Origin of the sequence: Cytobacillus firmus (assembly GCF_023612095.1) — a bacterium.
Lineage (GTDB): Bacteria > Bacillota > Bacilli > Bacillales > Cytobacillaceae > Cytobacillus.
In genome coordinates this window covers 2,844,242-2,865,191 of record NZ_CP086235.1, presented here as the reverse complement: position 1 = coordinate 2,865,191, position 20,950 = coordinate 2,844,242, and the positions used below count along the sequence as shown (strand labels likewise).

Genomic DNA, 20,950 nt, shown 5'->3' with positions numbered 1-20,950 from the left:
GCTGAAAGTAACAATATTACATTCAGGTCAAAAACGGGAATTTATCATGCTACCTGAAGATGGTCTTTATAATGTTCTGATGCAGTCCCGGAAACCAATAGATGTGTCAGGTTGATGAGGATGAAAAGGCAGTAAGCGATATTTACACCTTTAAGGATACTCATTTTATAAGGACCCCTCGGAGCATCGTTGCGAACAGTTCGGAACCTATTCGAAGGATTGTTTCGGTCAAGTTAATTTAAAACAAAAAAGACCAGGATTATTCCCGGCCCATAGACTTCTTCCATTCGTTTAGACTGTTGTATTCTATTCCATTCGCAATATTATCTTTCATGTCATCTTCGTTTCTAGGATTATCAAAGCACCAATTTACGAATGACTCAAATTCATTTAAAGTTAATCCATTTTCTTTCGCTAAGTAATCAATAAGTTTGTTCCATTTATCTTCCCTGAACCAAGATTCGTTTTCAATTTCCTTTTTCCACACGAAAGGGTTTTTTGCTCCTTTATCCAAATTTAAGTCGCGGTTAAATCTATATATGTTCCCTGGATAATTACCTCCGTGTCCTATGCCGACAGGAATAAAGTGTTCTAGTTCGGGATTAGGTAAGTTAGTAATCGCGCAGGTAGGAAATTTTTTCTTGATAACTTTTAAGTGCTTTAATTCAAATTGGTTTGTTAAGTCTTTTGGAGTTGTTTTTCTTTTTCCTTTCAGAGTTTCCCTTAGTCTGTGTATAGTGTTGTATTCTCTTTTTTGCTCAGTAGGTAATTTCTTTAGGTTATCTATAACCCTACGCGTTAGGCATTCTTTACATTCAGCATGTACTTCACCAGCACCATCTTTGCGCTTATTGAATTGATCAAGAGTTTTAGGTTGTTTACATCTGCGGCAAGTTTTAATAGTTACCTCTTGTCCATTAATTATCTTCGTTTCAAGTGGTATGTACCTACCACTGCGTTTTTTGTAACCTTTACAGTCTAAACAATGTGCAGTTACTCCAAATTTAGCATTCCTATTGACTCCGAATTCTTCGAACGGCTTGTTAACTAGGCATTTCGCGCATCTACGTCCGAACAATACCTTACTATCGATAATGAATTGCTTCTTTTCTACTCTCGCCATCTGAATCAGTCTCCTTTTTAGTTTTGTGTTTCTAAAAAGAATTAGTATCTGATTGAATGGCTATTTTCTCATTTCGTAAAATATCTAATTAAGTAATTACGAATAGTGTTATTTTTGCTCTGTTTCTATATTTAGAAGTCATTTTCTGTTGGAAGTCATTTGGGAATCAGAATGGAAAAACACCCCCTGGTGAGAGAGAGAAGGTGATTAGCCACTATATGCCCATCACAAAGTTGAACTTCGTAGAATACCCGGTACCATAACTTTTTCATATAGTAACCCTATTATGAAGTTGTTTATTTTAAGTTGTTTTACAATTAATCCTAATTAATGTGACGTTTTTTGATAATTTATTTGTCGAAGTTTGTCGGTGTTTTGGGTTGTTTTCAAATTTCTCCGTGTATTTAACAGCTGACCTATACAAAGACTTGGGGGGTGAAGACTGCGCGCGGCGGCCGGGCCGGGTCGGGTCGTTGTTCGCTGTGTTCGGTGGCTCAAGCATCCAGGAGTCAATTCTAAGCGTGTTTATTGCGCTTGAAAGAGTTTCCTTCGATCAGTTCATATCGTTCGGCATACAGGCAAATATGAGGCCAATTCATGGTTATATCGCAGTTGAATGGCGAGCAATTGACTGACCAACAAACAGCCAACAATGAGTGACTTTTGCATAATTTGCTTGAGTATTTGCTATTTATTGCACATTATTTATATGCTTGTATAGGTGGAATTGGTAGGAGATAAGTGTATTAATCATTGTTCATTGCTCATTGCTCGCTGTTCACTCGCTCACTTGACGGCCGCTTCATCAGCGCTCAAAGCAAACAACGATTGATGATTGATTATTAATTTATTAATATGGTGTCAACCAACTAAGGATCAGCTACTTACTCTCTCTTATCTGACGGGGTATTAACAGATGAAATGGAGTGAGTGTGATAGTTGCTAACAGGCCCAAAGGTGAGTAAGTATCAGGTGGATATATACAGGATTTTGTATTGCGTATTCATATTTAGTTTACATAATCATTCTTTTAGGAAGTTAGAGAGTTGCATAAGTATTGATGTAAAGGGATTTCACAAAGTTGGTGTTTTATCAATTATACGTGATTTTATACAAATGTTGATTTGACGGGGTTTGTGGACGATTTGCAAGTTTGTGAAAAGACACTTTGTTGCATAAAGTTGTATGAGGAATCGGACCCCTGGAAAGGTCAATTCGATTTTTGACTAACCTCGAATTTTGTCATTTTAAATAAGCCATAACCAAAACCCGTCATCTTGATCTTACCGTAACTTGAAACCCTATATCGTTCGATATACGACTTTAAATCTCCTATATTGAAAATAGGGTAGGGCTTGGAAATTGTCAATCTGGTGAATGTGTATGCCCCCCCGTAATTATCTGAACCGGGAAAGCAGGTACCCCCTTAAATAGTGAATATGGGAGGTTTGAAAAGGCCCCCATATCAAAACAATTTGCTCTATTTTTTTTAAATGGCCCCCGTATATTAACAGAGCGCAAGCGTTCGACTACTCCCCTCCATATATTTAACTACCCTAAACCAACTCCTCAAACATCAAAACTAATTATCTCCAAAAGTTAAAATACCGAATCAAGGTATTATCCTTAATACAACATTTATGCTACATTAATCGATCCCCTGAAATAATTCTGTCTCTTACACATATATCAAAATAATTCATTCCCCGTATAACCTCTGTTGATAGAATGCAAATTGTCGAGGAAGGCTTGAAATTACTGTTTTTTGTTCGAAAAAATGCTCGAAAAACACTCGATAAATGGGGTCGAGGAAATAACACAAAAAAATATCAAAAATAATATGCGTTTTTCCATGTACATTCCGGTACTAATTCTTATATAAGCAACCCACCATAGGAGGAATAGAGATGAAAACTAAGCTTAAGAACCGGCAGTATTTTTCAAGTACCTTAAGAAACGACCTGGTAAGCGAATTGGATCAGCTTCATAAAGATACAGGCATTCCTAAATCTAAATTGCTCGATCAGGCGGTTGAACTGCTCTTAAAACATCACCAAAGGAGGATAAAGGGGTGTTATTAAAACCATGTAGGTGTGATTATTGCGACAAGAAATCAACTTCCATTATAAAACGGTTGGTCCAGGCAAGAAGAGGTGAAGAGTCAATGCACTATATAACCTCATGCATCGATTGTTACCTGCGCTTAGTAAATTTCTATTGCGATAAGTATTAGCTGCCTTAACCAACAAAGGGGAAAGGTTGTGGTTCCAGGTCTTATGTTGCCCTGTCTACAGATGATTCTTTTTCCTAATTCAGGCCCCGATTGTTACCTTTTCCCGATCATAATGGCCATATAATGAAGAAAAAAGTTAATGCTAATATATCAAAACTATTTTCTACAAAAATCTTAAAAAAACATTGCTAATCGGTATCAGAGGTTACAAATAAGGGGAAAATTATTAATACAAACGATATGGTAAAAGGGGATGATTGAAAAATGAAAGGTACAATCGCGAAAAATAAAGTGTTCTATTGTTATAGTCCAAACGTTCAAAAGTTTTTAGTGGCAAATGATTTCAAAGTAATCGATTGTGGTGTTCATAGCATAACCAAAAAAGCGTACCTATGCTTCGAAAAAAGTGAAGAGTTAGACTCCTATCTCCAATCATGGAGAAATAGAAAACACGCTGTCTGTTAGACGGAAGGGGATAGTCGGATATGGAAATTAGTCAGAATGATGTTATTGATTATGATTCTTATCAGATGTCACTAGATTATTGGAAGTATGAGATTACCAAAGACGAGAAATACATCAAGAAATACGTTAAACAAAAAAAGAAAAAAGGTCGGAAAAATTGGAGGAAACCAAAAGAAGGGTTTGATGGGTTTGAAAAAATCGCTGAAGTTAGAAAGAGACAGCAAGATAATGTTTATGGGATGTCACATATGCTGATCCCTACTAATCTCTTTCATGAAGAAATGCCTAAAATGATTGATAAATACGGAGTTAACAACGGAAGAGATGCGATAACTTTGTTATTATTTCTCCACTCCAGGACTTTTCACGGAGAAAACAAAAATGTAGATAAGAGGTTGAAAGAATGGGCATTCCCTGGTGACGAAAACATTATATCTACATTAAGAGTTAGTGTAAACAGACTGAAAACCTTGAAAGAAATCTTATGTAATGAAGGATTAATGATATACAAAAAGAGACTTTACCAAGGAGCCGAAACCGATTATTATCTGCCTCTGTTTTATAAAGCTCAAGATAAAAAAAATGATGAATCTATTTTGTTTGAAATTTAATTTAACCACTAATCACTAATCTGTGTTTACTCCTATTCACTGATCTGTGATAAGGACTAATCACTGATGAGTGATACTAAATAAGTTAGATGGAATAAGTTAAATTTAAATAAAAGTGAGCGCTACGCTACTCACACAGATTGGAGAAATGGGAGATGAAGAAAATATGCGGTTAATGATTTAATCGGCATTTTCTAGCATGTATATACTTATCCATTATCAATTATATACCACGATCACCAATTAATCAACTATCAGGAAGAAGGTACTCCGATGATCCAACATTGTATCTATTGTAGATTTGCCCATGAACACAAACGGATAGAGGTTTGCAGCAAAGAAGTTTATCTTTGTACTAATCCCAAGGGAATAGAAAAAATTGAGGAAATCGTCATTGAAATGGAAAACTTTAACCAACAAATTAAAAAAATGGAGGAATAAAAAATGACTAACAAAAAAGTGATGGAAAATTTAATTGGAACGATTGTAGCAATGAAAGAAATAATTTGTGAGATTGGCGAGCCAAAACAATTTTCTTCCTTATGGTGTCGAAGAAATTACATCATTATGACCCAATACGAAAATGTAATGGAACTATACGGTCTTTCTGAATACGAAAACGCTGAAATCGAGGAAAAAGTCCATATATTTATAACCGATATGGCCGATTGTGTATTGAATAGCTATATAACGATTGATGAAGCTACTGAAATGGCTCATAACTCGCTATCACGTTTCAAGGTTGATTTAGAAATAGCATACGTCCCGGAATCCTTTGTTGATCTAAATACTTATGGTTCAAATGAAAAAGCATATGAAGTCATGAATAAATACGCTGAAGAACAAGGAATAACCAAGGTACTTGAAAATGGATTATTCATGGTATTTGAGGAACAGGAATAGTTGAATCACTGCCGGCCTTATTCAGGAAAAAGGTTTAGGAATGATCAGAAGGGGATAATTTGCTTCCCAAAAATGATAAGCAAAAGTAGATTCTCAAAAAATTGAGTGCGTACAAAGGAGGCTGGAAAGAAGCCCTACCCTCGCTGGCGGCTCCCTTATAATCGGACAGTCCAAAGTTGGTCCATGAGAACATATGGTGTGCTGAAGTTATAGCAGGGTATGTGGAAGTATTCACATGGGTCTATACTAACCTGGTCACCCCCAACCTTTTATCCTTGGCTAAGGCCTGAAGCAAGCTACATTACCGGAAAGACAATCATAAACAAGATTAAAGGAAATCAAATTTATAGATTCTATTAGCAGAGAGTTTAGGAGGGCGAAATAATGAAGCAAATTACAACGGGAGATATATTTTTAGTCGCTTTATTAGTATTAGAAACGGATTGGATCATCATCGATAATGTGGAAGTTGACCGCAAACGGAATACCTTTATTTTAAGCATACCTAATAAGCCATATGAGGACGTTGACAGGGTGTTTAAAGGTTACAAGAGAATAACATTCAAACTAACGCACGGAACTATGCGGACGTATTGAGTGACCTTACATATTCTATAAGATTGTTGCGCGAAGGTAAGATCATGTCGTGGAAAAAAGTTCGACCTAGACATAGGAAAATTAAGAAAGCAATATTTTTATAAAACATTATTTAAGCATTTTGAGAAAAAAAGTTATCAATTTGATACTAATGGTTACACAAGGGTAAGGGAGCTTTGGATAACTCCTATACCTTGTAGCTTGTTCAATTACAACTTTAGGGAAATTAGGCTTAGTTCACCTGGTTTCCCGCTCCTTTTTGTGGTTGAGTGATTAAAAATTATTTCCAAAACATTTTTGTAATTCTCCTTATATTCTCAAGAGGTCAGTGTGGAGGCCTCTCCCTTTTTTGAAATAATTAAATTGATACATATAAATATCTAATATTGGTAGGTGAAAAAATGAACAAGAACTCTGTTGCGGCAGATAAAAGAAGGCGGCAGATGGCCGACACAGTGCTGAAAATAGTTGTGGGTAATAAATTGATCAAGGGGCAAGACACCAAAGCGAGCGAAATAAGACAGGCTTTCAATTTAAGTTATCAGAACTTTGATTTCTATATTAAACACGCAAGATTCTTAAATGAGTTGCGTGAGCGAGGTATCAGTATTGTTAAAGATGAAACGAAAAATAGAAATTTCTTCATAATTGATGACAAAGCATTTAAAAAATATAAACAAAGGGACGAGTAAACATGAAATATGAACTTGGTAAGAAATATTCTCTTGCAGATATCAAAAAGTTTGCAGAGAGAGATGGAAGAATAAGCTTTCAATCTGATACTAAAATTCCAATAAAAACCCGTGGTTATGAGGGCGCTTGGTTGGATGGTCTTGATGTAGAAATGGAAACTGAAAAAGCAGCAAAGCCTAATCCGGATATAAATGGCGGCAAGCGGATTTCAGAATCATTCCTTGATGGTATCGATGTATTAGATAGGAAGTTGGATAGAAACAGACGAGAAGAAATGAAGCATCGCCAAGAAATGAAGAAGTTATTAGGTGACGATTATAAAAGTCCTTCGGAGAAATTTGAGGACTTAAAGAGAGAAACAGATTGGCTTAAGGGATTGTAATAAAAATAAGTAACTTAAAGGAGAATGGAAAAATGAATAAAATATACAACGAATTACTGGAATGGAATTATAAGCACGGGCACAAAATTCCTGACAAAAACATAGCAAAAGGTTTAGTTAATTGGTTAAGAAATAACGAATCTGATTACAACGGAAAATGGGGAACGCTTGATCTTGACTACGATTTAAATAGAAAGTTAGGTTATTTCCTACAGGAAGCTAACTTGAAAATCAATGATCTCAAGAGAATCGCAAGAGATCGGTTTCGAAGACAGAAAGTCATTGAAGAGATTGAATCACATGGAGTAAAAGTTGAAGGTTACGGAAGTAAGATAAGCCTATATGACTTGAATTTACATGGTGGTGAGATTAAAGAAAAAGAACTCTCCGTTATCAATGAGTTCATCAATATCGTTAAGCGTGAAGAGAGAATCAATATTAATATCTTGCAACCTGTAGTAACAATCCATCGAGATTATGCGAGTCGTGAAGTTGATTTCGGTGTTTCTAAAATTAAATTTGCAGAGTTGCTTGAAAAATTTCATGACATGATACTTAAAAGTGGAATCAAGGTCGCTACAAGAGAATTACCTGAATTAAAAACCTATTCCATCGATTAATTCAGGACCGGGAGTTCACCAAAAAATCTACTTTAGAAAGGCAGGTGGAAGCCCCCTTTCAAACGTGAAGTGTCTACAGAACTCCCGTACTTGATTAATATAAATAGTGTTTGCGGAAACAGACACTTAAAAAAACAAATACCCACAGCGTGGTTTCTCCTTAAAAGGCCTGATCGTAAATCGATTGGGTCTTTTTTGGTTATTTTTTCGCTTTCCTATAGCCTTCCCTAAAATGTTCTTTTATTATGTCATCTTTCAAGCCGATTACCGGGTAGCCGTACTGTTCATTTACGTACCTAACAAATTGCCTCTTTACAATGTCAATTAAATCTTCTTCCCCTTTGCCTACGAATTTGCAGGTGGTCCACTGTTGTTTTGTATATTTCCTTCTTGCCAACTTTATCACTCCTTTTCCGTGTTTCTTCTATCATATAGGAGCGATTTTATAACCTTCAATATTAACTAATTTCACCTTTTTTTCTTAAATTTGTTAGAGATTTTGGTATTATAATAAAAAAAGGATATTTTTTCAATTATTTACTAGGGGGATAATTTCATGGCTAGAAAATATGTAAGATTTAATTATTTCGAGGTTCAATTAGTACCTGCACCAATAGCATTAAGGGAAGAATTAGTAGAGGGTTATCAAGATATTCGATTTAATGATGAAGATGAACAAGATGTTGCTGATGTTTGGAACATGGCTCCTTTTCTAGATTATTTAATGACACATCGAGATACTTTTGATACGAATGTTGAAATGGGGGATGAATACGCTGAAATTGAAACTGATTCATACCTGTATGATGATAGAAGAAATCTATATAGCTTTCAATTATCAAAACTTAGGGATAAAAATATTCCTTCAAAGAAAAGGTTTGGAGAAATAAAAGAAGAGATATTATTAGAACAAGATGAGTTTATCGGTGAGTTCGTTTCAGTAATTTATGATAATGTATATAATTCAGTGGCTCTACAATCTAACTTATATGGATTGTCGGTTAGACAAACTGAAAACGTATTGACCCAATTAAGGTTCAGATATTTGGACGATACCGGAAGAGCAGATGAAATACCTTTGGTAGTAAGACTAGCTCCTATTATAGATAGATCAAAAATTCAAAGAGTAATAAGGGCTGACTATTACAAAAAAGTTCGTATTAAGGGTTCAAACGTAATGCTAGATGCAGAGCTTGGAGAACAAAGTATGTTAGGTGATGCTAGAAGGCTATTAAACGAAGTAGCTGGAGTGAATATAGACTTAACAATCTCTTTAGGAAGAGCAGAAAGAACGGCCTCATTAAATGATCTTAGGATAAGAGAATTGATAGAAGTCTACACTGAACTTCCCGAAGAACATAGGCCTCAAATTGAGCTTACCGCTTTGGAAAATGAAGAAGCAGAAATTGAGACGATAAATTTATTGGAACCAAGAATGACTGATAGAATCACAATTGAAATTGCACCAAGAACAACTGTTGCTCATGAGTATCTTTGTAATACTTTTTTAGAAACAGCATATGATCAAAGGAGACCAGATATACGGAGGGTATTAATGCCAATCGGACCGGAGTGATTGTAATGGAGTTAAATTTATATGACCATTTTGAAAAAGTGTGGGAAAAATACAATATCTACCTTTCGGTTATAGCAGGTGTTTTGGTTGGATATTTATATCAACAAGGTTTTATTGTAAACATTCGGTCTGTCACTGGGAATATAGTAACATTCGCTTCAATCGTAATTGGTGTAAACGGTGTTTTTCTAACATTAATTATTACTTTACAGGAAAGCCCTGCCTTTATTCGATTAAGAGAAATATTTCCTTCATTTCAAAAAAAGTTATACATAAGTCTAAGGAATCAGATAAATTACGGTTTAATAGTGGTTGTTATTTCAATCATTATTAACTTTTTGCCTCCATCTCCGAATAAATATCTTTCAGCTGTTGGAGTGGGTATTTGGTTTATATTCTTTTTTCCTATGTGTATTGGTTCATTTGTTTCAGTTAAGTTAGTTACTGATATTATTGTAAAAAACTTTAATATCCCCACAAGAGCTCGCAGACAGTAACTTATTTTAAAACTCTTATGCCCTTGTTTCTAACAGGGGCTTTTTATTATCACAAATTATTACTAATTATTTAGAGGTTGTTGTCATATTTTGACGAATTCTAATTGAAAAAGGTTGAGTCAAAACGACTTATGTTAAAGAAAATAGAGAGTATAAGATTTATCAGTTTTACAACGGATCAAAGAAACAAATAGAATCAACATACATAATGATGTGGGATGGAGCTCATAAAGTACCTTTATAATTAGAATTACCAAGGACAAACGCTTCCTAAATATATGGAAGTCTATTACAATAGTATTAGTTTAGGGAAAAAGGAGTGTTTTATTTGGCTACAACAGCAAATGTAGGTTTTGAGGAAAAGCTATGGTTAATGGCTGATAAATTAAGGGGCAGCATGGATAGCTCCGAATATAAACATGTTGTTCTAGGACTTTTGTTCTTAAAATACGTTTCAGATGCATTTGAAGAGAAACATATGGAACTATCAGAGGATGAGTGGGCGGATCCGGAAGATAAGGATGAGTATGAAGCAGAAAACATTTTCTGGGTTCCAAAGGAAGCTCGTTGGAGCTACATAAAGGACAATGCTAAAAAGCCTGAAATTGGTCAGATTATTGATAATGCTATGTTAGCAATCGAAAAGGAAAACACCTCATTAAGAGGCGTGCTGCCTAAAGATTATGCAAGGCCTTCTCTTGATAAAACTCGTCTTGGTGAAACAATTGACCTGTTCTCATTTAAAGTTGGGGATAAGGAAAGCCGCTCCCAGGATGTATTAGGCCGCGTTTATGAGTATTTCTTAAGTAAATTTGCAAGCGCGGAAGGAAAGAACGGGGGAGAGTTCTATACACCATCTTCTGTTGTTAAGCTGCTTGTAGAGATGGTTGAGCCCTATAAGGGAAGAATTTATGACCCTTGTTGTGGTTCAGGCGGTATGTTCGTTCAATCAGAAAAGTTTGTTGAAGAACACCAAGGGAAACTAGGTGATATCGCTGTTTATGGGCAGGAATCTAACCCTACAACCTGGCGATTAGCGAAGATGAATCTGGCTATTCGGGGGATTGATGGTGATCTAGGTAAACATAATGCAGATACCTTCCATAATGACATACACAAAGGTTTAAAAGCTGACTATATTTTAGCTAATCCACCTTTCAACGTAAGTGATTGGGGAGGTAATAGATTAAAGGAAGACCCTAGATGGAATTTTGGGGTGCCACCAGAAGGTAACGCGAACTACGCTTGGATACAACATATGGTTTCCAAACTTGCCCCCAGCGGTACTGCTGGATTTGTACTTGCCAATGGTTCCATATCAACTAGTAATATAAGCGAATTCGAAATAAGGAAAAACCTAGTGAATGCAGATCTTGTTGAGTGTATTGTCACTTTACCAGGTCAATTGTTTTACTCAACTCAAATCCCTGTTTGTTTATGGTTCGTTACACGAAATAAGTCTGCTAAAGGTCAGCGAGACAGAAAAGGAGAATTACTTTTCATTGATGGTCGTAATTTAGGTTTTATGGCGGATCGTACCCATAAAGAGTTAAGTAAAGAAGATATAAAAAAGGTATCTAATGTGTTTCATGCTTGGCGTGGTACAAACAAGCTTGTTTATGAAGATATTTCCGGTTTTTGTAAATCTGCCACTATTGAGGAAATAAGAGATCATGAATATATCCTAACTCCTGGTCGGTATGTTGGTATAGAAGAAATTGATGAAGAAGATGAACCGTTTGAAGAAAAAATGATCCGATTAACAAGTGGTCTCTCTGAGCAATTATTAAAATCTAAGACATTAGAGGATAAAATTAGAGAAATGTTGAAAGGGATCGGATATGAAATATAACATTAAAACATTAGGGGACTGCGTTGAACTTGTTATTGACTACAGGGGTAAGACACCAAAAAAGCTAGGTGGCGATTGGTCAGAAGTCAAAGATGGATATAGGGCTCTTTCGGCTAAAAATATTAAAGAACAAAAGTTGGTTAATAAAGATTCCATACGATACTTAAGTGAAGAATTATATCGAAAGTGGATGAAAGAAGAAGTGATTAAAGGGGATCTTTTATTAACTTCTGAAGGCCCATTAGGTGAATCGTTACTTTGGGATAGTGATGAAAAAATTGTTCTTAGCCAAAGACTATTTGCAATCAGACCAAAAAAAGAGGTATTATACCCTAAATTTCTTGCAGCATTCGCACAGTCAAGTTTCTTTAGATATGAATTAGAAGCCCGTGCAACTGGCACTACTGTCTTAGGAATAAGACAACCGGAATTATTAAAAACAAAATTAATATTGCCTCCTATGGAAGTTCAGAAGTTTATTGGTGATTTACACTATAATATCAACTCAAAGTTGAGAGCTAATGAGGAAATTATTGACCAACTAGAATCTATAGCACAATCATTATTTGAAAATTGGTTTATAAATTTCGAGTTCCCGAATGAGGAAGGGAAACAGTACAAATCATCTGAAGGAGACATGGTTGATAGTGAATTAGGTAAGATACCAAAAGGTTGGAAAATATGGTCTCTTAACGAATTGGTGGATAATATCTCTCAATCGATTAAAAAGAAAGAGAAGAAGCAAGCCATATTTTTAAATACCTCCGATATATTAGAAGGTGAATTTCTTCATTCTAATTACTCTGATACAAGTCAGATGCCAGGACAGGCAAAAAAATTAATCCAAAAAGATGATATTTTATATAGCGAAATTCGACCTGCCAATAAGAGATTCGCATATGTAGATTTTGATGCAAAAGATTATGTTGTCTCAACAAAACTAATGGTCTTAAGGACAAAACAGGAAATTTTTTCAAGCAAGTGTCTATATTTGTTTTTGAAAAATATTAAGACTATTGAACAATTACAACGAGCGGCAGAGTCCAGATCAGGAACTTTTCCACAAATTACTTTTAAGGAAATTTCGTTATTTAAATTTGCATTACCAGAAAAAGGTTTTTTTGATGGGAATTATAAAATCCTAGAGCATCTTGTAGATCTACAACTGAATTTAATAAGAGAAAATCAAGTATTTCGAAGTTTAAGGAATACGTTAATTCCAAAACTTCTTTCCGGAGAAATACAAATTCCTTTGGAAAAGGAGGAGATATTAAATGTTTAGATTCAATGAGGATGAATTGGAACAAGCAACTCTCGATTGGTTTCAGGAATTAGGTTATGAAATTGCATATGGACCCGATCTTTCTCCCGGTGGGGAATCTTCTGAACGTGAAGATTTTTCAATAGTAATCCTAAAGGGGCGTCTTACTGATGCCCTTTCTAGGATCAACAAAGGGGTTTCTTTCCAAGTTATTGAAGAAGCGATTAGGAAGCTTACTATCCCCCAACATCCTAGCCTATTATTGAACAACAAGGCATTTCATAAAATGTTGACTGATGGTTTAGATATAGAAGTTAGAGAATCAGACGGACGTAATGCAACTAAAAAGGTATGGTTATTTGATTTCAAGGAACCTGAAAAAAATGACTTTTTGGTATTGAATCAATTTAGTATCCAAGAAGGTTCCACTAACAAACGTCCCGATGTTATTGTTTTTGTTAACGGCCTTCCTTTAGTTGTTTTTGAATTGAAGAGTTCGACTGACGAGAACGTAGGAATTTCCCACGCGTATAATCAATTACAAACTTATAAAAATACAATTCCATCTCTTTTTCAGTACAATTCTTTTATGGTTATAAGTGACGGACTAAACGCGAGAGCCGGTACATTAACTTCTGATGAAGAACGCTTTATGATGTGGCGAACTGTTGATGGTAAGTCTATTGCCTCGAATTCTATTCCACAGCTAGAAGTTTTGATTAAGGGAATGTTTGGACCTAAAACTCTAATTGATATTATCAGAAATTTCATATTGTTCCAAGTTAGTGGAGAGAAAGTCATTAAGATATTAGGTGCTTATCATCAATTTCATGCAGTGAATAAAGCAGTTGAAGAAGCAAAGCGAGCCTCATCAGAAGAAGGGGATCGAAAAATCGGTGTCATTTGGCATACACAAGGTTCAGGAAAAAGTTTATCAATGGTTTTTTACACAGGTAAGTTAGTTCAGGAGTTGAATAATCCAACCATTGTAGTTTTGACAGACCGCAATGACTTAGATGACCAATTACATCAAACATTCAGCCAATCAAGTGAACTCTTGCGCCAATCACCTAAACAAGCAGAAGATAAAGGGCATTTAAAGGAACTACTTAAGGTTGAATCCGGAGGTATTATTTTTACTACAATGCAAAAGTTCGCTCCTGATGAAGGAGAGGAAACAATTGATACACTTACTGATAGGAAAAATGTAATTGTTATGGCTGACGAAGCACATCGTTCACAATATGGATTCGAGGCTCAAGTTCAGAAATCAAGATCAGAAGCAAATATTAAATATGGTTATGCAAAGTATTTACGTGATGCATTGCCAAACGCTTCTTTTATAGGGTTCACGGGAACACCGGTCGAATTGTCTGATAAGAACACTCCTGCTGTTTTTGGTAATTATATTGATATCTATGATATGACTCAAGCAGTTGAAGATGGGGCGACTGTTAAAATATTCTATGAAAGCCGCATTATCAAGCTAGATTTACCAGAGGATTTAAGTCTTGATGAAGAATATGAAGAGATTACAGAAAATCAAGAATTAAATGAGCGAGAAAAACTGAAGTCTAAATGGTCACGTTTGGAAGCATTAGCAGGTGCGAACGAACGTTTAAAAAGATTAGCCAATGATGTCGTTAAACATTATGAGAGCCGACAGAATGCTATCTTCGGTAAAGGAATGTTGGTCGTTATGTCTAGACGGATCGCAATTGATTTGTATAAAGAGATCATTAAATTACGTCCTGATTGGCATAGTGATGATGACGATAAAGGTGTTATTAAGATTGTTATGACTGGTTCCTCAAGTGATCCAGAAGACTGGCAACCTTTTATAGGAAATAAACGAAGACGAGAGTACTTAGCCAAACGTATGAAGGATAATGACGATCCACTAAAACTAGTTATTGTTCGTGATATGTGGTTAACAGGATTCGACGTTCCTTCAATGCACACCATGTATATAGATAAACCTATGAAGGGTCACAATTTAATGCAGGCTATAGCACGTGTAAACCGTGTTTTTCGGGATAAGCCAGGTGGACTAGTGGTTGACTATATTGGGATTGCAGACAATCTGAAAGAAGCTCTAAATCAATATACAGATAGCGATAAAGAAAATGCTGGGATTGATACTTCTGTTGCTGTAGATATTTTATTAGAGAAGTATGAATTGATCCAAGACATTCTTTATAAACACGACTACAGCAAATTCAATTCTGAAAAACCTACAGAACGTATGAAAGCTATTATTGAAACTGTTGATTTTGTGTTGGGGCTAGGTGAAGAACAGAAGAAACAATTCCTTCAGCTTGTCACAGAATTAGGAAAGGCATTTGCTCTTTGTTCAACTGAACCGGCTGCTCAAGAGTTAAATGAAGAAGTAGGTTTCTTTAAAGCTGTAAAGGCAGGGATTATAAAACTACTTCCAGATGGTAAGAAAAAGAAGACACAAGCCCAACTAGATGCTCAAATAAATCAACTTATTTCTAAATCAATCATTTCAGAAGAAGTTGTAGATATCTATGATTCACTGGGACTAGATAAACCTGATCTTTCAATTCTTTCTGATCGATTTTTAGCAGAAGTTAAAGCGCTGCCACATAAAAACTTGGCAGTTGAGCTGCTAAATCGTTTATTAAATGGGAAAGTGAAACATATCCAACGTCGGAACCTTGTGCAAGCTAAAAAGTTCTCGGACCTTTTAGAGGGTGCTATACAAAAGTACAATAAACGCACCATAGAGACATCTAAGGTTATTGAAGAATTGATCGAGCTTGCAAAGGAAGTTAATGAAGCTTATCAACGTGGAGAAGAGAGTGGTTTATCTCAAGATGAGATAGCGTTCTATGATGCCTTATCATCCCATGAAACAGCTAAAGAAGTTATGGGTGATGATACCCTTAAAGCTATTGCTCATGAGCTAACTAAGGCTATCAAGGACAATATGAGTATTGACTGGAATTTACGCTCATCAGCAAGAGCAAAAATGAGGATAACTGTTAGAAGATTATTGAAGAAGTATGGATATCCACCTGATCTCCAAAAGTTCGCAGTTGAAACTGTGGTAGAGCAGGCTGAACTGATGGCATCTTATTTATAAGGATGGTTCAAATATAATTTTGGTTCTTTATTAATATATCTGATTATCCCCTTGCTTTAATATGCAGGGGGTTTTTTGTCACAATTCCTTAACAATTATTAGTAGGGCTTTATCAAATTTTGCTGAATTTTATAAGAGAAGGGAGGGGTCATAATGGCTGTTAAAGACGATAAGGAGTTTAAAATTTACAATTTTCCAAACAGGTTAAACAACAATGTCGAAGTTAATTATACGTTAATGTGGGATAGCGCTCATAGGGTTTACATTTCTGTCGGATCAGAGGAAGCGGATTATTGAAGCAGAGGCATCAGTTACGACAAAGAGGTAGCTACTCAGGCGGCATTAGAAGACTACAATGCAGAAGCAGCGGAAGAGTATCAGATTACACGCGAGAAAATTGTTATTGAATAGAACTTTGCAGGAAAAAGTCTCCTTTTGTCGAATAATAAAGTGAAAGGAGATTTTTATATGGATAAAAAAACAATAGTTAAATTTATTGTATATATTTCTTTAATTGCTATTCTTTTTCCTGTTATTATAAATTGCTTAATGTTTGTGAATATTTTCCCGGTAGCAGGTGATGAAAAAACCTGGATTAGTTCGCTAGGGACATTTTGGGGCGCCATTATTGGTGGTGTAGTATCAGGGACATTAACCTTAATAGGTGTAAAGATATCAGTCGAAGGATCATTTAAAGGAATTAGAAAAACAATTGAGCATCAAGAAAAGGAGAATTTCAAGGAAAATATAGGTTTGAAATTAAATAAATTATATTCCGTTAAAAAGGTAATATATCATTTAGATAGAATGTTATCTTCAAGAAGTTATGGATGGAATGAAAATAATATAAAAGATGATCCCAAAAAAATCGATGAAGCAATTGTGAAATATATTGTCCCTAAATTTAATGAACTACTAGAAATCTCCTCATCGGTCGATTGGGAATTCTATAATGAGATTAAAGTGTTTGTGGATAAGGCGAGGAAGAATATATTTTCCTTTGAACCTGATGATCTTGATGAATTAAAGGGTGTCGTAGATAAATTAACGGAAGTAATAGAGTATGAACATGAAAATAGACTCATTGAAAAGTTTAAAAAAGTATCTTCTATCTAACAGGCATCCTTTCCGGATGCTTTCTTACTTGTCTACTTCCAAAATTTGTACTATAATTGTACGTGTAAACGAATAGGAAGTACGTTAGGACCTATATGAATTATACGTTGGGAGCCCTTGATATATAAGGATTTGTTATCCATCCCAGCCCCCCACGGTCTTCAAAACCGCTTGTGACCTGCGTGCCAGGTTAGCTGGGTTCGATTCCCAGGCGGTCCCGCCAACTATATATATGATTTCCGCATAGTGGAATGCTGTGCGGCTTTTTTGTGCCATTCATATATTCTTTTTAGGCAATCAGAGGATAATTGTTTCTGTTTCTATGTATTGTGAGGCTATAGTGATGATAGACTGAAAATAGTTAAGCAGCAAAGAGCATTAAATTAGGAGGAAATTAATTCATGGATAATAATGATATATTAATTCGATTGAGATATGCGTTAGAAATCAAAAATAGTGAAATGGCAGAGATCTTTAAACTTGGAGGAACTGAAGTGTCAGTACCAGAGGTGGTAAGGATTCTCAAAAAGTCTGATGATGAAGAAGAAAATGACAGCCAAATAATATTGACAAATAGTATGTTAAATTCTTTTTTTAATGGCTTTATTATCTATAAAAGAGGTAGACAGGAGCCGAAACCAGGTCAAACAAATACGCCAGAACCGACCATTGAAAATTATTCAAACATAAACAATATCCTTTTAAAGAAAATCAAAATCGCTTTGTCCTTAACAACAGAGGACATGTTAGATATATTCAAAAAAGCTGGATTAAACGTATCAAAAGGTGAGCTCGGGGCCTTTTTAAGAAAAGAAGGTCATAAAAATTATAAAGTTTGCTTAGACAATTTTGCCAGAAACTTCTTAAAAGGACTAACGATCAAGTATAGGGGATAAGGTAAAGCAATTTAATAATAACCGGGCCAAAGAAATGATTACGGCCCGGTTTTGGAATAATGCGAGCCAGTCTGAGAAAAATGCTCTAGGCATCTAGAGAAATAGTTATTAAGTTAAAGACTGAGGATGAATTGGGTGGATGACCACAAGATTGGGCTTAGAGGAAATTCCTTATTTCATTTTATAAAACACTAGCCAAAATACACTTCCACACTTTTTTCTTTCTGTGCTGTTGCCAAACAGTTTTGGATAAAATGCAGGATCTGTTTTTGATCCCAAGATGTACACTCACTTTCAATCAGTGAAGCATTAGTATTAAAAAGTTTGTTATATTCATTCAAAGCCTTTTCAAATTGTTGTAACGAGAAATTCGAACTCTTACCTGATCCACTAACTCCCGCATAGAACTGATTTGCATCAAGTAAACCGTACAGCAGCATGGCATTGCTATTCCCCATGCTAAAACGGGCATAAGCTATTTCTTCCCTTGCTTTATTCCAGCCATATATATCATGACCCATTTAATATTCCTCCTTCAAATTCAAATTGTTATTAATGGTGCTGTGGGTTAGTTTACATGGCAAACCACTCCTTTCACATGTATATATTTATAGGAAATTATGATTGAGATAGTAGTATGAGAGATGATTTTGACCAAGGGATTTAAGGATCACTGTTTTAACTGGGAGGTTTGAGTGGAGTTTAAGGAGATTCGAGTAGCGATTTTTCGATTGGATTATCTTCAGAGAAAATAATACCACATTTCGCATCATTTAAATTTTGAATTTTAAAAAATTATCAACAATTATGTGAACGATTTCCTCGGTATATAAAGCAATATTCAAAAATGTAATTGGCTTTCTTAGCGGGAGCAATGGTGCTGAATCCGTCTGGGATAATTCGTTTAGTTCTGAGAGGTAATGCATCTTTAAAAAAACCGAGCCTCAGAAATAATGGAGTCTCGGTTTTGGGGTATGGGATCCTAGTCGCTAGTAGTCTGGAGATATCTTTTCAGCTATTCCCCATTTTCCTTATACAAATCAACAACACCTTCAGCCATCTCCCTCACACTTTTCCTTAGGAAAACCGGGTGTACAATCTTTATCTGATTACCGAACCCTAGTATATACTCTCTAGCCTCTTGTTCGGTATCAAAGCTAAGGGTTACAGGAATCCATCCATTTTCCTTAGGCGAATCCGTGTGAAGTACTTGAACAAATCGCCCGGTAAAATTAATCCGCTGAAGAATGGCTGGTGAAATCTCCGCTTCCACCTCAAATTTAGGCAGGCTGCTAATAAATCTTTGCTTCAATTCCTGCCAATAGTCTGCGAGATCAAAGTCATTCGGCCAGCTGAAATTCTCATTAATCACCTCGGCATCAATTATTCTTGAAACACGGTAGGTTTTTATCATTTCATCAGACCCAGCTATTAGATACCAAGTGTTCCCTTTGGCAACCAGTCCTAACGGCTCAACTATTCTTTCGCTTGTTTGTTTATCTGCTTTTTCGTATTGAATCTGAAGTTTTTTCTCCTCCCAAACGGCCTGCTGTACGATTCCAAAGGACTTCATTTCCCGTGGTGTTTGCCTCCACGTGCCGGTATCGATATGAATCCGGTTGGAAATGTCTTTCACATCCTCTTTCAGTGGAGCAGGAATGGCCGCCAGAAGTTTTTGTCGTGCTTCTTTCCAATTATTGCTGATGCCGAGGTCTGCAAGGTGCTGGGAGGAGGGGAGAGAAGCAATGCCTTGATTTCTGCTGCTTTTAACCCGGTAAGATTTGTTCTGTAATTCTCAAGCAGTTTCCAGCCGCCGAATTTTCCACGTTCAGCCAGAACAGGGATGCCAGCGGCACTTAAGGCTTCCATATCCCGGTGTATAGTCCGCTCCGTTACCTCTAACTCTTTTGCCAATTCCCTTGAGGTCATTCTTTCGTTATTTTGAAGCAATAATACGATCGCAATGAGTCTGTCTGCACGCAATCTGTTCACCCCTGCTAAAAAAGTTTTAAATATGACATTAGATGTCAACATTAATGATTATAGTATAGATATAACATAAAAGGAGGCAGATCGGAATGAATTCATTAAAAGGGAAGGTAGCGCTGGTAGCCGGCGGAACACGGGGAGCTGGCCGCGGCATCGCCATGGAACTCGGAGCTGCAGGTGCGACAGTGTATATTACAGGCCGTACAACACGAAAACAGACGTCGGAATATGGACGCAAGGAAACCATTGAAGAAACGGCTGAATTGGTCAATGAGCTGGGTGGAACTGGAATAGCTGTTCAAGTGGATCATCTCATACCGAATCAGGTGCAATCATTGATTGAAAAGATTGAGAGAGAACAAGGCAGGCTGGATATCCTCGTTAATGATATATGGGGAGGCGAAAATTTGATTGAATGGGACATTCCTGTCTGGGAGCATTCCATGGAGAAGGGAATGAGAATGCTTCGTCTGGCGATTGATACTCATATTATCACAAGTCATTATGCCCTTCCGCTTTTAATCAAAAACAAAGGGGGATTAGTAGTCGAAGTAACAGACGGAACAGAAGAGTACAACCAACATCGCTACCGGGTGTCTCTTTATTATGACTTGGCCAAAAGCTCTGTCATCCGTATGGCCAAGGCATTGGCCCACGAGCTTTCGCCTTTTGACTGCACCGCGGTTGCTGTTTCACCCGGATGGATGCGTTCAGAAATCATGCTCGAGGTGTTTGGGGTCACAGAGGAGAATTGGAAGGATGCTGCCGAAAAAGAGCCTCATTTTGTGATATCTGAAACACCAAGGTATATAGGACGGGCAATTAGTGCCATTGCAAAAGATCCTGATAAAAATCGGCTGAACGGCGGATCATTTTCAAGCGGGGAGCTGGCGAAAATGTATCATTTTCATGATCTGGATGGTTCTCAGCCGGAGGCTTTCAGATATCTGGTTGAGGTCCAGGAGGCGGGGAAACCGGCCAATGCTGAAGGATATAGATAGCTTTTCATTGTAAAAACTCCTTTGCA

Annotated in this window: 19 protein-coding genes and 1 pseudogene; 16 read left to right on the top strand and 4 right to left on the bottom strand. The window is 36.3% G+C overall.

Going from position 1 to position 20,950, the window contains the following annotated elements:
* Positions 1-259: 259 nt before the first annotated feature.
* Positions 260-1,123: a hypothetical protein gene (locus tag LLY41_RS14415; protein ID WP_304585716.1), complete on the bottom strand. Its 864-nt coding sequence runs from the start codon at positions 1,121-1,123 to the stop codon at positions 260-262.
* Between the two features lie 1,907 nt (positions 1,124-3,030).
* Here LLY41_RS14415 and LLY41_RS14410 point away from each other — a divergent pair.
* From LLY41_RS14410 to LLY41_RS14380, 7 genes are all read left to right on the top strand, one after another.
* Positions 3,031-3,204 carry a ribbon-helix-helix domain-containing protein gene (locus LLY41_RS14410; protein WP_304585715.1) on the top strand — a complete coding sequence of 58 codons (174 nt, stop codon included), beginning with the start codon at positions 3,031-3,033 and terminating at the stop codon, positions 3,202-3,204.
* Between the two features lie 637 nt (positions 3,205-3,841).
* Complete coding sequence (locus tag LLY41_RS14405; protein ID WP_304585714.1) at positions 3,842-4,432, top strand: hypothetical protein; 591 nt, start codon at positions 3,842-3,844, stop codon at positions 4,430-4,432.
* A 444-nt stretch (positions 4,433-4,876) separates the two neighbouring features.
* On the top strand, positions 4,877-5,335 hold the full coding sequence (locus LLY41_RS14400; RefSeq protein ID WP_304585713.1) for a hypothetical protein: 459 nt from the start codon (positions 4,877-4,879) through the stop codon (positions 5,333-5,335).
* Between the two features lie 384 nt (positions 5,336-5,719).
* On the top strand, positions 5,720-5,932 hold the full coding sequence (locus tag LLY41_RS14395; protein WP_304585712.1) for a hypothetical protein: 213 nt from the start codon (positions 5,720-5,722) through the stop codon (positions 5,930-5,932).
* Between the two features lie 401 nt (positions 5,933-6,333).
* Complete coding sequence (locus tag LLY41_RS14390) at positions 6,334-6,624, top strand: hypothetical protein (protein ID WP_304585711.1); 291 nt, start codon at positions 6,334-6,336, stop codon at positions 6,622-6,624.
* Positions 6,625-6,626: 2 nt separating this feature from the next.
* Positions 6,627-7,007: a hypothetical protein gene (locus tag LLY41_RS14385; RefSeq protein ID WP_304585710.1), complete on the top strand. Its 381-nt coding sequence runs from the start codon at positions 6,627-6,629 to the stop codon at positions 7,005-7,007.
* Between the two features lie 32 nt (positions 7,008-7,039).
* Complete coding sequence (locus LLY41_RS14380; protein ID WP_304585709.1) at positions 7,040-7,627, top strand: hypothetical protein; 588 nt, start codon at positions 7,040-7,042, stop codon at positions 7,625-7,627.
* A 199-nt stretch (positions 7,628-7,826) separates the two neighbouring features.
* On the opposite strand, the gene LLY41_RS14375 is transcribed toward LLY41_RS14380, so the two are convergent.
* Positions 7,827-8,024: a hypothetical protein gene (locus tag LLY41_RS14375; protein WP_304585708.1), complete on the bottom strand. Its 198-nt coding sequence runs from the start codon at positions 8,022-8,024 to the stop codon at positions 7,827-7,829.
* 159 nt (positions 8,025-8,183) lie between these two features.
* Here LLY41_RS14375 and LLY41_RS14370 point away from each other — a divergent pair, with 159 nt between their 5' ends.
* From LLY41_RS14370 to LLY41_RS14335, 8 genes are all read left to right on the top strand, one after another.
* The gene (locus LLY41_RS14370; RefSeq protein ID WP_304585707.1) at positions 8,184-9,203 is read left to right on the top strand and encodes a DUF6731 family protein; all 1,020 of its coding nucleotides are present in this window, start codon (positions 8,184-8,186) and stop codon (positions 9,201-9,203) included.
* A gap of 5 nt (positions 9,204-9,208) precedes the next feature.
* The gene (locus LLY41_RS14365) at positions 9,209-9,700 is read left to right on the top strand and encodes a hypothetical protein (RefSeq protein ID WP_304585706.1); all 492 of its coding nucleotides are present in this window, start codon (positions 9,209-9,211) and stop codon (positions 9,698-9,700) included.
* A 328-nt stretch (positions 9,701-10,028) separates the two neighbouring features.
* The gene (locus LLY41_RS14360) at positions 10,029-11,552 is read left to right on the top strand and encodes a class I SAM-dependent DNA methyltransferase (RefSeq protein WP_304585705.1); all 1,524 of its coding nucleotides are present in this window, start codon (positions 10,029-10,031) and stop codon (positions 11,550-11,552) included.
* Complete coding sequence (locus tag LLY41_RS14355; protein WP_304585704.1) at positions 11,542-12,834, top strand: restriction endonuclease subunit S; 1,293 nt, start codon at positions 11,542-11,544, stop codon at positions 12,832-12,834. The genes LLY41_RS14360 and LLY41_RS14355 overlap by 11 nt, the downstream gene beginning before the upstream one ends.
* Positions 12,827-15,922 carry a type I restriction endonuclease subunit R gene (locus LLY41_RS14350; protein WP_304585703.1) on the top strand — a complete coding sequence of 1,032 codons (3,096 nt, stop codon included), beginning with the start codon at positions 12,827-12,829 and terminating at the stop codon, positions 15,920-15,922. The genes LLY41_RS14355 and LLY41_RS14350 overlap by 8 nt, the downstream gene beginning before the upstream one ends.
* Before the next feature lie 153 nt (positions 15,923-16,075).
* Positions 16,076-16,219 (top strand): hypothetical protein, encoded by a 144-nt coding sequence (locus tag LLY41_RS14345; RefSeq protein WP_304585702.1) that lies wholly within the window; start codon positions 16,076-16,078, stop codon positions 16,217-16,219.
* Between the two features lie 171 nt (positions 16,220-16,390).
* The gene (locus LLY41_RS14340; protein ID WP_304585701.1) at positions 16,391-17,038 is read left to right on the top strand and encodes a hypothetical protein; all 648 of its coding nucleotides are present in this window, start codon (positions 16,391-16,393) and stop codon (positions 17,036-17,038) included.
* A gap of 401 nt (positions 17,039-17,439) precedes the next feature.
* Positions 17,440-17,934 carry a YehS family protein gene (locus LLY41_RS14335; RefSeq protein ID WP_095242448.1) on the top strand — a complete coding sequence of 165 codons (495 nt, stop codon included), beginning with the start codon at positions 17,440-17,442 and terminating at the stop codon, positions 17,932-17,934.
* A gap of 191 nt (positions 17,935-18,125) precedes the next feature.
* Here LLY41_RS14335 and LLY41_RS14330 read toward each other — a convergent pair whose 3' ends face one another.
* Positions 18,126-18,455 (bottom strand): hypothetical protein, encoded by a 330-nt coding sequence (locus LLY41_RS14330; protein ID WP_095242449.1) that lies wholly within the window; start codon positions 18,453-18,455, stop codon positions 18,126-18,128.
* 494 nt (positions 18,456-18,949) lie between these two features.
* Positions 18,950-19,917 (bottom strand): annotated as a pseudogene (locus LLY41_RS14325) (helix-turn-helix transcriptional regulator).
* A 95-nt stretch (positions 19,918-20,012) separates the two neighbouring features.
* On the opposite strand from LLY41_RS14325, the gene LLY41_RS14320 reads away from it, so the two are divergent.
* Positions 20,013-20,924 carry an SDR family oxidoreductase gene (locus LLY41_RS14320; protein ID WP_095242451.1) on the top strand — a complete coding sequence of 304 codons (912 nt, stop codon included), beginning with the start codon at positions 20,013-20,015 and terminating at the stop codon, positions 20,922-20,924.
* Positions 20,925-20,950 lie beyond the last annotated feature (26 nt).

Excerpts from the sequence above, each read along its gene's own strand:
- LLY41_RS14415 (WP_304585716.1), bottom strand. The coding sequence starts at position 1,123 with ATGGCGAGAGTAGAAAAGAAGCAATTCATTATCGATAGTAAGGTATTG.
- LLY41_RS14410 (WP_304585715.1), top strand. The coding sequence starts at position 3,031 with ATGAAAACTAAGCTTAAGAACCGGCAGTATTTTTCAAGTACCTTAAGA.
- LLY41_RS14405 (WP_304585714.1), top strand. The coding sequence starts at position 3,842 with ATGGAAATTAGTCAGAATGATGTTATTGATTATGATTCTTATCAGATG.
- LLY41_RS14400 (WP_304585713.1), top strand. The coding sequence starts at position 4,877 with ATGACTAACAAAAAAGTGATGGAAAATTTAATTGGAACGATTGTAGCA.
- LLY41_RS14395 (WP_304585712.1), top strand. The coding sequence starts at position 5,720 with ATGAAGCAAATTACAACGGGAGATATATTTTTAGTCGCTTTATTAGTA.
- LLY41_RS14390 (WP_304585711.1), top strand. The coding sequence starts at position 6,334 with ATGAACAAGAACTCTGTTGCGGCAGATAAAAGAAGGCGGCAGATGGCC.
- LLY41_RS14385 (WP_304585710.1), top strand. The coding sequence starts at position 6,627 with ATGAAATATGAACTTGGTAAGAAATATTCTCTTGCAGATATCAAAAAG.
- LLY41_RS14380 (WP_304585709.1), top strand. The coding sequence starts at position 7,040 with ATGAATAAAATATACAACGAATTACTGGAATGGAATTATAAGCACGGG.
- LLY41_RS14370 (WP_304585707.1), top strand. The coding sequence starts at position 8,184 with ATGGCTAGAAAATATGTAAGATTTAATTATTTCGAGGTTCAATTAGTA.
- LLY41_RS14365 (WP_304585706.1), top strand. The coding sequence starts at position 9,209 with ATGGAGTTAAATTTATATGACCATTTTGAAAAAGTGTGGGAAAAATAC.
- LLY41_RS14355 (WP_304585704.1), top strand. The coding sequence starts at position 11,542 with ATGAAATATAACATTAAAACATTAGGGGACTGCGTTGAACTTGTTATT.
- LLY41_RS14350 (WP_304585703.1), top strand. The coding sequence starts at position 12,827 with ATGTTTAGATTCAATGAGGATGAATTGGAACAAGCAACTCTCGATTGG.
- LLY41_RS14345 (WP_304585702.1), top strand. The coding sequence starts at position 16,076 with ATGGCTGTTAAAGACGATAAGGAGTTTAAAATTTACAATTTTCCAAAC.
- LLY41_RS14340 (WP_304585701.1), top strand. The coding sequence starts at position 16,391 with ATGGATAAAAAAACAATAGTTAAATTTATTGTATATATTTCTTTAATT.
- LLY41_RS14335 (WP_095242448.1), top strand. The coding sequence starts at position 17,440 with ATGGATAATAATGATATATTAATTCGATTGAGATATGCGTTAGAAATC.
- LLY41_RS14330 (WP_095242449.1), bottom strand. The coding sequence starts at position 18,455 with ATGGGTCATGATATATATGGCTGGAATAAAGCAAGGGAAGAAATAGCT.
- LLY41_RS14320 (WP_095242451.1), top strand. The coding sequence starts at position 20,013 with ATGAATTCATTAAAAGGGAAGGTAGCGCTGGTAGCCGGCGGAACACGG.